The organism is Dellaglioa sp. CoH-57-MRSF-18, assembly GCF_056781995.1.
Map to the genome: position 1 here is coordinate 140004 of NZ_JBXAXX010000002.1, position 14740 is coordinate 154743.

Below are 14740 nucleotides of genomic sequence, written 5' to 3' on the forward strand. Positions count from 1 at the left end.
AATTATTCTTAGTTGAAACTTTTTTACTATAACCAATTACTTGGATTGATACGCCATTTATCCAATAATAATTTTTCATCAGAATTAATTTTTTCTTGTTCCTTAGCTACTTTAATAAGTGTTGAATAATTAGTTAATGTCTCAAAAGGTGTTTTAATATCAGCAAAATTTGTCGTACTTGCCGCTAGTTCATAACTAAAAATACCGATGACACCTAGAACATCAGCGCCTTCATTTTTTGCTGCATTAACTGCTTGAATAACACTTCCACCAGTTGAAATGAGATCATCAATTAAAATAGTTTTTTGTCCTTTGATTAATCGTCCTTCAATTTGTTGACCAGTACCATGATCTTTAGGCTTTGTTCTAACATAAATTAACGGTAAATTTAATTCATTAGCAATCCATGCTGCATGGGGTATTCCTGCAGTTGCCGTTCCTGCAATTACCTCTGTATCAGGATATTTTTCACGAATAATACCTGCTATGCCTTTAGCGATTCTAGTACGAATTTCAGGATAACTAATCGTTAACCGATTATCACAATAAATTGGACTTTTTAGTCCACTTGCCCAAATAAACGGCTTCTTTGGCGATAAAGTTACGGCACCAATCTCTAATAAATCACTGGCAACTGTCTCTGCTAAATTCATTTAAGCTTCCTCCCACATTTTTTTGATTGCTTGGTAAGCAGCAAACGGATCTACTGCTTGCGTTATTGATCGTCCGACAACGATGGCGCTACTTTGATTTCTTTTTGCAGCAGCTGGTGTCATTACTCTTTTTTGATCACTTACTGCCTGCCCTTCCAATCGTATTCCAGGTGTGACTGCCAAAAAGTTTTTGGAAGTTGCTTCCTTAATTATTTTAGCTTCTTGTGCTGAACAAACAACACCCGCTAATCCAGCTAATTCTGTTAACTTAGCGTAATTAACGACACTTTCAATTAATGGTCGTTCAACCAATTGTTCCGTTTCTAGTTGTTCTTGGCTGGTAGAAGTTAATTGTGTAATTGCGATTATTTTCGGCATTTTTATTGAGGAATTACCTTGGTCTAATCCATCTAATGCATATTTCATCATTTCAACGCCACCAGCCGCATGGACTGTTGTTAATGAAATACCTAGTCGACTTAAACTGGTCATAGTTTGCCGAACAGTATTTGGAATATCATGACATTTTAAATCAAGAAAAATGTCATGCCCCTGATCAATTAATTCTTCAACAAAACGAGTTCCTTCACTGTAAAACAATTCCATACCAACTTTAACAAATAGTTGTTCATCTTGAGGAAATAACTGTAAAAAATCTGTCGTTTGCATTCTATTCTGAAAATCTAAAGCAATGATAGGTCGATTAATCATTATCTACTCCCCTTAATTTTTATAGTGCTGCTACTGAAAATGACTGGCTTTCTAACGCTTGAATAAGTACATCAACAGTTTGTAAAGATGTAAACAATGGAATATGTTGCATTACTGATATTTTACGCGTTTGATAACCATATGATGCTTTATCGTGATCATCTGATAGTGTATCGATAACAAATTGAACGGTTCCAGTTTGTAACAAATTATTAATATCATCTAATTGTCGGTTAACGCTTAATGCCTCTGTACTGGTAAACGTTTTAATCTGATTATCTAAAAAGAAATCAACCATTTTTGGTAATGTTAAAACTTTGTAACCAAGTAAAACAAATCGTTGAACAAGTGGTAATATAGCATTTTTATTTTTGTCGTTAACATTTACTAATACGGAACCATTACCTGATAAACTAATATTAGCGGCTACTAATGCTTTGCAGAGTGCTTTAGAAAATGTTTGATCCGTTCCCATAACTTCCCCGGTTGATTTCATTTCTGGTCCTAGAAATGGATCAACATCATTCAATTTACTAAATGAGAACACAGGCGCTTTTACATGAACAGAACTAGATTCTGGGTATAAACCATCCTGGTAACCTTGTTCTTGCAAATCATAACCTAATATAATTTTAGTCGCTACCTGGGTCATTTTAATACCTGTTACTTTACTTAAAAATGGAACGGTACGACTGGCACGTGGATTAACTTCTAAAATATAAAGTTCATCTTGATGCACAATAAATTGAAGGTTCATTAATCCCACACATTTTAGTTCAAGTGCAATCTTTTTAGTTGCATTAACGATTTCTGCTTTAATCTTGTCTGATAGATGTTGTGATGGATATACAGCCATTGAGTCGCCTGAATGAATTCCAGCATGTTCAATATGCTCCATAATTCCTGGAATTAAGACAGAAACACCATCACAAATTGCATCTACTTCACACTCAATACCTTCAAGATAACTATCAATTAAGATTGGATGTTGTGGTGCGATTTTAACGTTATTTAGCAAATATAATTCGAGTTCAACCTGATTTTGAACAATCTCCATTGCACGTCCACCTAAAACATAGCTAGGTCTAACAAGAACGGGATAACCGATTTCTGTTGCTCGCTTAAGCACATCTTCTTGTGTTATTGCAGTCTTACCAATGGGTTGTTTTAATCCTAGATGCTTAATCGCTCGGTTGAATGACTCTCTATCCTCAGCACGATCCAAATTGTTAACAGACGTTCCTAATATTTTAATGCCATACTGTTGTAATCCCGCAGCAAGATTAATTGCTGTCTGTCCACCAAACTGAACGATTACACCTAAAGGTTTATCAACATCAATCACATTTAAAACATCTTCCAATGTTAATGGTTCAAAATATAATTTATCAGCGATTGAAAAATCAGTTGAAACGGTTTCTGGATTACTATTCATGATAATTGCTTCATATCCTGCGTCACGGATAGCTCTAACACAATGAACTGTTGCGTAATCAAATTCAACACCTTGACCAATTCTAATGGGACCAGAACCAATAACCATAATTGCTTGTTTTTTACTCTTTAAACTCTCATTCTCATGTTCGTACGTACTATAAAAGTATGGTGTGGCTGATTCAAATTCCGCAGCACAGGTATCAACCATTTTATAAACTGGAATAATATTATTTTCTATTCTAAACTTTCTAATATCCTCCGAAGTTTCGTGCCAAATATCAGCAATAACTTTATCACTAAAACCATGTTTTTTAGCTTCAATAAGGACGTCAATATCTTTAATATTGATACTTAGCGACATTTCAATTTCGACTATGTGTTTTAATTTATCCAAAAAGACTAAATTTATTTTTGTTAGTTTTTCAATTTCTTCAATTGTGTACCCGCGACGTATTGCTTCTGTTAAATAAAACAATCTCTGGTCAGTTGCATTAACCAACTGGTTTTCAAGTTGGGAGTCAGTTGCATTTTGAGCATTATCTAAGCACAAGTAATCTTCATCAATTTCTAAAGATCGAACTGCTTTTAACAAGCTTTCTTCCATATTACGACCAATTGCCATAACCTCACCAGTTGCCTTCATTTGCGTTCCAAGTGAACGATTTGCTCGATTGAACTTATCAAATGGCCAACGTGGTATTTTAGCAACAACGTAGTCCAATGCTGGTTCGAATTCAGCAAAAGTTGTTTTAGTCACTGGATTTAAAATCTCATCTAAATTCAATCCAACTGCTATTTTGGCAGCTATCTTCGCAATTGGGTATCCCGTTGCTTTTGAAGCTAATGCTGATGAACGACTTACACGCGGATTAACTTCTATAATATTATATTTAAAACTATGAGGATCTAGAGCAAGTTGTACATTACAACCACCTTCTATTTTTAAGGCCCTAATTAATTTCAAGGATACGTCTCGTAACATCTGATACTCTCTATCAGATAAGGTTTGAGTTGGTGCAAAGACAATAGAGTCTCCTGTATGAATACCAACAGGATCAAAATTTTCCATGCTACAAACAACAATTGCATTATCAGCGTGGTCTCGCATAACCTCAAATTCAATTTCCTTGTATCCTGCAATACTCTTTTCTATCAAGCATTGTGTTGTTGGTGATAGCTCTAATCCATTAACAACCGTTTTACTAAGTTCTTCAGCTGTTTTACATAGACCACCACCAGTCCCACCCATTGTAAATGCAGGTCTAACAATAACTGGGTATCCTGCAATATCTGCAAATTCTAGCGCACTCTCTAAGGTTTCAACAGTTAGTGATTCCGGAACGGGTTCATTTAACTCTTGCATTAATTGTTTAAATTGTTCACGATCTTCAGCTTGATCAATTGATTTTAATTTAGTACCTAATAATTCAATGTTTAATTCATCTAATATACCTGATTGAGACAATTCCATAGCTAAATTAAGGCCAATTTGACCACCTAAAGTTGGTACAATGGCATCTGGATACTCTTTACGTAAAATACCTGAAACTGATTCTACCGTTAAAGGTTCAATGTACACTTCGTCTGCAACTTCTTTATCCGTCATAATTGTAGCTGGATTGGAATTCACTAAAACAACTTCGTAACCCTCTTCTTTTAAAGATAAACAAGCTTGTGTACCAGAATAATCAAACTCTGCGGCCTGACCAATAATAATAGGACCAGATCCAAGAACCATTATTTTATGGATATCATTTCTCTTAGGCATATTTATTTTCTCCCAACTCGGTTTATCATTTCAATAAATTCATCAAATAAATAATCTGCATCATGTGGACCAGGCGCAGCATCCGGATGAAATTGGACACTAAATGCTGGATCAGTTTTATGTTTAATTCCTTCAACAGACTCGTCATTAATTTCACGATGTGTCACTATCAGTTTATCTGAATCGATAGAATCGCTATCCACCGCAAATCCATGATTTTGTGAGGTGAAATCAATTCGTCCAGTTGCAATTTCTCTAACCGGATGATTAAATCCACGATGTCCGAATTTCATTTTATATGTATCTGCACCGTTTGCTAGTGCTAGTAACTGATGTCCTAAACAAATACCAAAAATCGGAAATTTAGGTTGTATCATTTTGATCATCTCAACAACCTCCGGTAAAGTTTTGGGATCCCCTGGCCCATTCGATAATAGGACACCATCAGGTTGTAAATCAGATATTTGTTTTGCAGTTGCATTATACGGTAAAACAATTACGTTGCAATCACGCTTAGATAACTCTCGCAAAATACTGTGCTTTAACCCAAAATCGACTAATACAATGTTTAATTTTGTTCCAGGATTAGGATAGGGTTTAATCGTTGAAACTTGTTGGACGATATTTTGGTTGAGTACAGTTGCACTCATTGCATCAAAGGCATGATTTAAATCAGCATCGGAATCAATAATGCTTCCTTTCATCGTTCCTACATTTCGTAATTTCTTTGTTAATTCGCGTGTATCAATGCCATATATTCCAGGAATATCCTTCTGTTTTAAAAATTCATCTAAGGTTAATTGTTGACGCCAATTGCTAGAAACCCTAGCAACATTATTAACGATAACGCCCTTGCATGAAGGTTCTATTGATTCATAATCATCCAAATTAACACCATAATTACCAATAATAGGATTAGTAAACGTGATAATTTGATTACTGAATGATTGATCTGTAATCGTTTCTTGGTACCCTGTCATTCCAGTCGTAAAAACGACTTCGCCAGTAGTTGAGGCCATTGCTCCAAAACTAAATCCTTTAAAAATACTTCCGTCTTCTAAAATTAAGAATCGTTTCATGATTTACTCAACCTTTCGACTATCATATTTGATTTCACCGCTAACTAGCGTTAACATTGTTTTCCCATAAATTTTTTGCCCTGTAAAAGGACTATTTTTACCTTTTGAGACATAATCTGCTTCATTAATTGTTTGCTCATTTTTGATATCAAAAATTGCAATATCTGCTACTGAACCAGGCTCAAACGTACCACCATTTAGATTAAACTGTTTGGCTGGCGCTTCACTCATTAGAACAATAAGTTGGGCTAATGTTAAAATCCCTGTTTTAACCATTCTTGTATATAACAACGGAAAGGCCGTTTCACTTCCAGTTATACCAAAAGCGGCATTAAGCATGCTACCGCGTTTTTCATCTTCACTATGTGGTGCATGATCTGTCGCAATCATATCGATTGTGCCATCTAATAATCCCTCGATCAAAGCTAGGCGATCTTCTTCAGTTCGTAATGGGGGGTTCATTTTAAAATTACCATTATCCATATGAATGTCTGAATCCGTTAATAATAAATGATGTGGTGAAACTTCACAGGAAACATTAATTCCATGACTCTTAGCAAGTCGAATTAATTCCACACTTTCTTTTGTAGAAACGTGACACATATGATAGTGAACACCCGTTTTTTGTGCAAGCATTAAATCTCGGGCTAATTGTGATGATTCTACAACCCCCATAATACCAGGTAGCCCTAGATTTTTTGCACGAACACCTTCGTTCATGACGCCACCAAATAATAATGAGTTATCTTCAACATGAGAGACAAGTGGTAAATTAACCTTTACTGCTTCTTTCATTGCAAGATACATTGTTCCAGCTGTCTGAATACCTGAGCCATCATTTGTAAAGGCGAATGCCCCGGCTTTTTTTAATTCTCCAAAATTTACTAATTCTTCAGAAGTTCTACCTTTGGTAATTGCAGCATATTGGGAAATATGTACTTGTCCGTCTTTTTGATTACGTCGCTTTATTTCAGCAAAATGTTCTAACGTATCAGGAACAGGATCTAAATTAGGCATGGCTCCTACTGTGGTAAAACCACCTCGGGCAGCGGCCTGACTTCCTGTCTTAATCGTCTCTTTGTATTCAAATCCAGGTTCCCTGTAATGGACATGAACGTCAATTAACCCGGGTACAACAATTAAATGTTCTGCATCAATAACTAAATCAACATTTAACAGTTCATCAGCTAAATTAGTGCCAATTGCTTTAATTTTGTCGTCTTCAATCAAGATATCTTGTTGGCTAAAACTATGATTCAAAAAAACGGTTCCGTTTTTAATTAATTTCTTCATGCTCTATTAGCCTCCATTAAATGACGTCCGTTAATGACAGCTTCTAAAATGGCCATTCTAACAAATACCCCATTCGTCATTTGTTTTACAAATCGTGATTGTTCACATTCAACTAATTCACTGGCTAATTCTACATCTCTATTAATCGGACCCGGATGCATAATAATTGTTTGTTTTTTTAATTTTTTACCGCGTTCAATACTTAATCCAAATTTTTCATGATAATTCTTTTTCGAAAATTTACTATCATCCGTATGACGCTCATGTTGGACACGTAGCATCATCATAACATCAACTTCACCAACTAATTCGTCCATTTCTAAATACTGACCGTATGCTTCAAATTCTTCAGAAAACCATTCCTTTGGACCTGAAAAGTATAATGAAGCACCTAATTTTTTTAATAATTGCATATTACTTTTAGCAACTCTCGAATTAGTTAAATCTCCTACAATTGCAACTTTTAAGTCTTTAAATGTCCCAAACTCTTCTTTAATCGTCATCATATCGAGTAAACATTGTGAAGGATGTTGTCCACTCCCATCTCCACCATTGATAATACCAACTCCCAAATCATTATCACCAATTAATTGTTGATAATATTCATTCTCAGGATGGCGGATAACTGCGATTTGAGTCCCAATAGCACCCATTGTTAAAACAGTATCGTATAAAGTTTCACCTTTACTGAGTGCACTAATACTTGGATTAAATGAGACAATGTTTAATTTCATACGTTGCTCAGCTACTTCAAAGCTACTATGTGTTCTGGTACTATTTTCAAAAAATAAATTTGTTGTAAAGATAGGATGTTTTAAGTTAAATAATGACGGATTTCGTTTAAACTTTTCAGCTCTTTCAATTAATGCTTCAACTTCTTCTGTAGATAGATCCTCGATTGATACTAAATGTTGTAACTGAACTAAATTTGTCTTTTTATCTAACAAAATATCATCTCCTATTATTTTTCGCTTTTAGCTTCTTTAGGTAAAATAAGGTTTAGTGCAATACCTACTACTGTTGCAAGTGCAATACTTGTTAATTGTAAATCGCCTACTTTTAAGTACATGCCACCAATTCCTAACACTAGGATACTGGCAGTAATCATCAGATTATGCTTTTTATCATAATCAATTTGATTATCGATTAAGATTCTTAACCCACTTGAAGCAATAACACCAAAGAGTAGAAAACTAATACCACCAATAACTGGTCCTGGAATACTTTGAATCAAAGCACTAATTTTTCCAACGAAACTAAAGACAATGGCGAAGAATGCGGCGCCACCAATCACCCAAATACTATGAACCTTAGTCATGGCTAAAACACCAATATTTTCACCGTACGAAGTTGTTGGAGGACCTCCAACAAATCCAGCAATAATTGATGATACACCATCACCGAAAAGGGTTCTATTTAGTCCAGGATCCTTGAAAAAGTTTCTTTTCGTTAATTTATTTAAAACCATTATATGACCCATATGCTCAGTCATTGTGACAAATGCGATTGGTGCCATACCAATAATGGCGCTCCAATAAATTTTAGGTTGGTAATTTATAAATGCAACATCGAATGCAGGTAATGTAAGCCAATTTGCCTTTTCTACCGTAGAAAAATCAACGATTCCACATAAGACGGCCATAATGTAGCCACAGACAATTCCTAATAAAATGGGAATTAAACTAATGAATCCTTTAAGATACATATTGAAAAATATTGTAATGGCCAGGGTGAAGATTGCGACCCAAACATATTTAATATCATAAGTACCCGATTTTAACATCGCGTTACTTGCTGCTGTTGTTGCCATAGATAATCCGATGACCATGACAACTGGCCCCACGACAACTGGTGGTAAAATACGATCAAGCCAACCTGAACCAACTTTTCCGATAATAATTGAAACAATCAGATAAACTAATCCAGCTGCAATCGTTCCTTGAGCAACCGCCGGATAACCGGATGTTTTCATTAACATTTGCATAACCGCAATAAAAGCAAAACTTGAACCAAGGTAAGCTGGAATTTTACCATTTGTAATTCCGATATAAACCAAAGTACCTACACCTGAACTAAATAAAGCAATACTTGGGTTCAAACCGACTAGAATAGGTACTAAAACTGTTGCTCCAAACATCGTGAACAAATGTTGAATTGATAATCCCATCCATTGCCCAAATGATGGTCTATCATGGATATCAAGTACAGCATCATCATTTCTAAACTTTTCTTTCATTTTCTCATTTCCTTTCTATATAAAAAACGCACCTCTATAGAGAGATGCGTTCGAAGTTGAAATCTAGTTTGGGCCTACGTTATTCCCTAATAGATTTCTAAATCGTTTGCTCTCTCTGGAACATCTTAACGATTTATTATTTAATTCTTTCAATTTCAATTGAGTCTTTGCCATCAATTTCTTCTACTGAAACTGATACTTGTTCATCTGACGAGGTAGGAATATTTTTCCCAACATAATCAGCTCTTATTGGTAATTCTCTATGGCCTCGATCAACAAGAACGGCTAAATTAATAGTTTGAGGTCTTCCTTGATCCATTAAAGCATCAAGTGCAGCTCTAATTGTACGTCCAGTATATAAAACATCATCAATTAATATAACTTGCTTACCTGTAATATCAAAATCAATTTGTTCACCTTGCGTATTAACAGTTGGTTCATTACCTAAACTTGCATCATGTCGGTCATCACGATAAAGTGCAATATCTAGTGAACCCACTGAAACATCAGCACCTTCAAGTTGTTTTAAGCGATCCGCAATTCGTCTTGCTAAATAGATGCCTCTTGTTTTGATTCCAATCAGTACCAGATTATCAATACCTTTATTCTTTTCAATAATTTCGTATGTCATTCTGGTTAAAGCACGTTTCATACCTAACGAATCTACTACTTCTTTTGCCATCTAGTATTCCTCCTTTTTTCCAATAAAAAAGCCCCCTAATCTAAAAATACTTAGACTAAGAGGCAGACTTCTAGAAAAGAAATCTATTCGCACATTACCTTTTAGTCTCACAGGACTATTTTAAAGGAACTTTATTGATTTTCATGTTACCTGATAGCGTTTGTTTTGTCAAGATAATCCAGCGTACTTTTAAAAATAGGTGGGATTGGTACTTCAAAAATAAGCTCTTTACCCGTTGTTGGATGCTTAAATCCAAGCTTAGCTGCATGTAAAAATTGACCATGCCCTTTAATTGTTTTACGTGACCCATATAAGGGATCACCTACAACTGGGTGCCCAATATATTGCATGTGAACACGAATTTGATGTGTACGACCTGTTTCTAACTGACACTTAATAAGTGAGTAGTTTTCATAATTTTTTTCCACTTTAAAATGTGTCACTGCTGGACGTCCATCTTTAACAACCGCTTGCTTCATACGATCTTTTGGTGAACGACCGAGTGGTGCTTTAATAATTCCTGATTCTTCTTTAATCGGTTGGTGTACTAAAGCAATATATTCACGAATATTCGTTTTTGCTTTCAATTGAGCAGCTAATGATTGATGTGCTTTATCATTTTTAGCAACCATTAAAAGTCCAGAAGTATCCTTATCAATTCGATGAACAATTCCTGGTCTAAAGGCACCATTAATTGTTGATAAAGGACTATGGAATAATAATGCATTAACTAATGTACCATCTGCATGCCCCGGTGATGGATGAACAACCATACCTTGCGGTTTATTCACAACAATAACATCATCATCTTCATAAACAATGTCTAATGGGATATCTTGTGGTATTAAATCTAACTCAACTGGTTCAGGTTCTACTAAATTAATTTTATCTCCTGGTTGGACGGCATATTTAGTCTTTTCTGTTTTACCATTAACTAAAATATCGCCACTTTCAATCCAGCGTTGTACTTTTGATCTAGATATTTCAGGCATTAACTTCGCAATAACCTTATCGAGACGTCCTGTCTCATCTTGAATTACTAATTCTGTCATTTATCGTCTTCCTTTAAAACAATTATTAATAAAATGATAACGCCAACTGTTAACGCAGTATCCGCCACGTTAAAAATTGGAAAGTTAACAAAATCTGTTTGAAACATATCAACAACATAACCAAATCTCAATCGATCAATAAAGTTGCCTAATGTTCCAGCAATCATCAATGTAATGCTGAACTTATAGCCCATGTTTGTTCTATATTTATAAAAGTAATAAATCATTAATCCTAATGCTAAAACAGAAACAATAAAAAAGAACCATTGTTTTCCAGCCAGTAAACTCCAAGCTGCACCATCGTTTCTAATATTAGCAATCGATAAAAAATTAGGTATAACTGTTTGACTCGTGTTCAACGCAATATTAGCTGAAACCACGTATTTCACTACTTGATCTACAACTAAAATAATTATTGCTAATAATGCATATAAAATCATATTAAATCCTCTTAATTCTTAATTAATATAACCCTGAAATTAGGCCATTATCGTCAATATCCATATGATTTGCAGCTGGATCTTTAGGTAATCCAGGCATCGTTAGGACATTTCCAGTTAGTGCAACTAAGAAACGCGATCCTAATTTAGGATTAAATTCACGTATATGAATTGTAAATTCCGTAGGTGCTCCTAACAGTTTAGCATTATCTGACAATGAATACTGTGTTTTTGCCATACAAATAGGTAATTTATCCCATCCCAATTCTTTAAACTGACGTAATTGCTGTTTTGCTTTAGGTGCATATTCAACTTTAGCGCCACCATAAATCGTTTTAACAATTTTTTCAATTTTAGTTTCAGCAGAATCATCAGCCTCGTACAATGCTTTAAATTCATGAATCTCATTCGTTGTTTCAATCACCTTTTTTGCTAAATCAAGAGCACCGGCACCACCTTGTCCCCAAACATCTGCAGGTATAGCGGAAACACCAATTTCAGAGGTAAGTTCAATCAAAGTTTGGACTTCAAGATCTGTATCAGCAGTAAACTTGTTAATAGCAACAACAACTGGAATGCCATAACGCTGCATACTTTCAACATGCTTCTTTAAATTAACAAATCCTGCTTTTAAAGCAGCAACATTTTCAGTATTCAATTCAGTTTTAGCAACTCCGCCATGCATTTTCAAAGCGCGGATTGTAGCAACAAGAACAATTGTATCAGGTGTCTTACCTAAGATTGGTGTTTTGATATCAAGAAATTTTTCAGCACCTAAGTCAGCCCCAAATCCCGCTTCCGTAATTGCATAGTCGCCCAATTGTAAGGCAGTTTGTGTTGCAAGAACACTATTACAGCCATGTGCGATATTAGCAAAAGGTCCGCCGTGAATAATGGCAGGTGTATGCTCTAAAGTCTGAACTAAATTAGGTTTAATTGCATCTTTTAATAACAAACTAATTGCACCAGTTACACCTAAATCAGCAACTGTAATTGGTTTTTTATCTATATTGTATGCTACAACAATATCACTGATTCTTGATTTTAGATCTTTAATATCTTTTGACAAACACAAAATAGCCATTAATTCACTGGCAACTGTAATATCAAATCCATCTTCTCTAGGTATCCCTTGCATTGGGCCACCAAGGCCTACTACAACATGGCGTAATGCACGATCGTTAATATCAAGTACTCGTTTCCAAATGATACGTCTTTGATCAATTTTTAAATCGTTACCTTGCTGAATATGATTATCAATCAAAGCAGCAAGTGTATTATTTGCAGTTGTTAAAGCATGCATATCACCTGTAAAGTGTAAATTAATATCTTCCATTGGGACAACTTGAGAATAACCACCACCAGTTGCGCCACCCTTCATCCCCATAACAGGACCTAAAGAAGGTTCTCTGAGAGCAATCATAACTTTCTCATTCAAACGATGCATAGCATCCCCTAAACCAACTGTTACGGTTGATTTACCTTCTCCAGCTGGAGTGGGACTAATTGCTGTAACGAGAATTAACTTAGAATTTTTATTTTTAGGTAAATCTAAAGGTAAGTTTATTTTTGCCTTAAAATTACCATATGGTTCAATATCAGTTTTTTTCAAACCAATCTCGTTAGCTACTTCTTCGATTGGTTTCATCACGTTTTTTTGTGCAATTTCTATATCGTTCAAATTGATCATCCCTTCATATTAAGTTCTTTTAAGTATAACTGAGAAAACTGCGATTGTCATTAGTTGCACTACTGGTTAAAGTTACCTATACTGTAGAAGTACTTAAACTTTACGACCAATTTTGGGAGGCGTTTGATATGGAATCTGGCATTGTTGAATGGTTTAGCGCACAAAAAGGTTATGGATTCATTGCTTATGGTGATGAAAAAGAGATATTTGTCCATTATACCGCTATACAATCTGACGCATTTAAAGTACTTGGAACTGGTCAAAATGTAACATTTGAAATTAAAGAAGGTAGCCGTGGTTTACAGGCCGCAAATGTTTCAATTGTCACTAATTAATCTGTCATAAACTCATAAAACGTTCATGCTTACTTGTACTATAAGTAAACATGAACGTTTTTTTATTTTAGATTCGCCCTATAACCAATATCCATTCTGTAAAATGTTTTGTGTGCTTCAAAATCAGCAATTAACTGATAAAGTTTCTGTTGTGCATCTGCCATGTCTACGCCTGATTCATGCATAATATAAATGCGTCCACCTGCACTAACTAATTTCTTATCAACTAATTTTACACCTGCAAAATCAATTCTGTTGGAAAGTGACTTAAAGTCACTTAAATTGGGTAATGTAATATTTTTTTCAGGATTTTCTGGATACCCATCAGCGGCAATAACGACACCTAGAGTGATTCCCTCTGTTTCCCATTGTAAAGATGGACTTTCATGCTGCAATAATTTTGAAATAACTAATGCAAAATCCGTTTTTAATCTTGGTAATACGACTTCAGTTTCGGGGTCGCCAAACCGAACATTGTATTCAATTACTTTTGGACCGTCTTTAGTTAAAATTACTCCCACATATAAAATACCTGTGAATGGAATACCACGTTTCATCATTTCATCCGCTGTTGGCTGAACAATTTTTTCAATTGATTCCGTAACAACATCTTCTGAAATTTGTGGAACTGGACAATATGCGCCCATTCCGCCGGTATTAGGACCATTATCTCCCTCAAATGCCCGTTTATGGTCTTGAGAAATTGGCATCGGATAAACTTTATCTCGATCAATAAATGCCATCAATGAAAATTCTTCACCCTCAAGGTACTCTTCAATTAATACTTCTGTTGTATTAAATTGTTGTTGGACTAAAAATGAACGCAAAGCATCAGTTGCTTCTGATAGATCTTGAGCAATAATAACGCCCTTACCACCAGCTAATCCATTTGCTTTAATAACTATTGGGAATGATTGGTGCGTCATATAATCTAATGCAGTCTGGTAATCGGTAAATGTCTGATAGTTAGCTGTCGGGATATTGGCTGACGCCATAACTTGTTTCGCAAATTCCTTTGACCCCTCTAACTGGGCAGCGGCTTTTGAAGGCCCATATATAACTAGGTTTTCTTCACGAAAAAAATCAGTTATGCCATCTATCAGTGGAATTTCTGGTCCAACAAAAGTCCAATCAATGTCATTTTCACGGACAAAGGTTGTCATGCCAATCCAATTAGTGATATCAATACCCACAGATTTAATCCCGTTGTTATTCATCCCAGGGTTTCCGGGTAAACAGTAAACATCTGAGACAGTATCACTTTCAATAAATTTACGTGCGATGGCATGTTCACGTCCGCCAGAACCAATAACTAAAATTTTCATTATTTAAAATAATCCTTTCATAGGTTAAAAAGATAGACT

The 14740-nt window shown here is 35.2% G+C and carries 13 protein-coding genes; 1 reads left to right on the forward strand and 12 read right to left on the reverse strand.

Features of this window, described 5'->3' with window-relative positions:
- Positions 1-26: 26 nt before the first annotated feature.
- The 11 genes from pyrE to AC1RPG_RS02520 form a co-directional block, all read right to left on the reverse strand.
- Positions 27-653 (reverse strand): orotate phosphoribosyltransferase, encoded by a 627-nt coding sequence (pyrE, locus tag AC1RPG_RS02470; RefSeq protein WP_481761315.1) that lies wholly within the window; start codon positions 651-653, stop codon positions 27-29.
- Positions 654-1367 carry an orotidine-5'-phosphate decarboxylase gene (gene pyrF / locus AC1RPG_RS02475; protein WP_481761408.1) on the reverse strand — a complete coding sequence of 238 codons (714 nt, stop codon included), beginning with the start codon at positions 1365-1367 and terminating at the stop codon, positions 654-656.
- Between the two features lie 16 nt (positions 1368-1383).
- A complete protein-coding gene (carB, locus tag AC1RPG_RS02480; RefSeq protein ID WP_481761314.1) occupies positions 1384-4569 on the reverse strand; it encodes a carbamoyl-phosphate synthase large subunit in 3186 nt (1061 codons plus the stop codon).
- Between the two features lie 2 nt (positions 4570-4571).
- Positions 4572-5648 carry a carbamoyl phosphate synthase small subunit gene (locus AC1RPG_RS02485; protein ID WP_481761313.1) on the reverse strand — a complete coding sequence of 359 codons (1077 nt, stop codon included), beginning with the start codon at positions 5646-5648 and terminating at the stop codon, positions 4572-4574.
- Between the two features lie 3 nt (positions 5649-5651).
- The gene (locus AC1RPG_RS02490) at positions 5652-6941 is read right to left on the reverse strand and encodes a dihydroorotase (RefSeq protein WP_481761312.1); all 1290 of its coding nucleotides are present in this window, start codon (positions 6939-6941) and stop codon (positions 5652-5654) included.
- Positions 6938-7888 (reverse strand): aspartate carbamoyltransferase catalytic subunit, encoded by a 951-nt coding sequence (locus tag AC1RPG_RS02495; protein ID WP_481761311.1) that lies wholly within the window; start codon positions 7886-7888, stop codon positions 6938-6940. The genes AC1RPG_RS02490 and AC1RPG_RS02495 overlap by 4 nt, the downstream gene beginning before the upstream one ends.
- 14 nt (positions 7889-7902) lie before the next feature.
- Positions 7903-9177 (reverse strand): solute carrier family 23 protein, encoded by a 1275-nt coding sequence (locus AC1RPG_RS02500; RefSeq protein WP_481761310.1) that lies wholly within the window; start codon positions 9175-9177, stop codon positions 7903-7905.
- A 136-nt stretch (positions 9178-9313) separates the two neighbouring features.
- Entirely contained in the window at positions 9314-9859 is a 546-nt protein-coding gene (gene pyrR / locus AC1RPG_RS02505) for a bifunctional pyr operon transcriptional regulator/uracil phosphoribosyltransferase PyrR (protein WP_481761309.1), read from the reverse strand.
- A gap of 146 nt (positions 9860-10005) precedes the next feature.
- Positions 10006-10911 (reverse strand): RluA family pseudouridine synthase, encoded by a 906-nt coding sequence (locus AC1RPG_RS02510; RefSeq protein ID WP_409022551.1) that lies wholly within the window; start codon positions 10909-10911, stop codon positions 10006-10008.
- Positions 10908-11351 (reverse strand): signal peptidase II, encoded by a 444-nt coding sequence (gene lspA / locus AC1RPG_RS02515; RefSeq protein ID WP_481761308.1) that lies wholly within the window; start codon positions 11349-11351, stop codon positions 10908-10910. The genes AC1RPG_RS02510 and lspA overlap by 4 nt, the downstream gene beginning before the upstream one ends.
- Before the next feature lie 22 nt (positions 11352-11373).
- On the reverse strand, positions 11374-13032 hold the full coding sequence (locus tag AC1RPG_RS02520) for a formate--tetrahydrofolate ligase (protein ID WP_481761307.1): 1659 nt from the start codon (positions 13030-13032) through the stop codon (positions 11374-11376).
- A gap of 137 nt (positions 13033-13169) precedes the next feature.
- Between AC1RPG_RS02520 and AC1RPG_RS02525 the strand changes: the two genes are divergently transcribed.
- Positions 13170-13376, forward strand: a complete 207-nt coding sequence (locus tag AC1RPG_RS02525) for a cold shock domain-containing protein (RefSeq protein ID WP_409022794.1) — start codon at positions 13170-13172, stop codon at positions 13374-13376.
- Positions 13377-13438: 62 nt separating this feature from the next.
- Here AC1RPG_RS02525 and purD read toward each other — a convergent pair whose 3' ends face one another.
- On the reverse strand, positions 13439-14701 hold the full coding sequence (purD, locus tag AC1RPG_RS02530; protein ID WP_481761306.1) for a phosphoribosylamine--glycine ligase: 1263 nt from the start codon (positions 14699-14701) through the stop codon (positions 13439-13441).
- Positions 14702-14740: the final 39 nt, after the last annotated feature.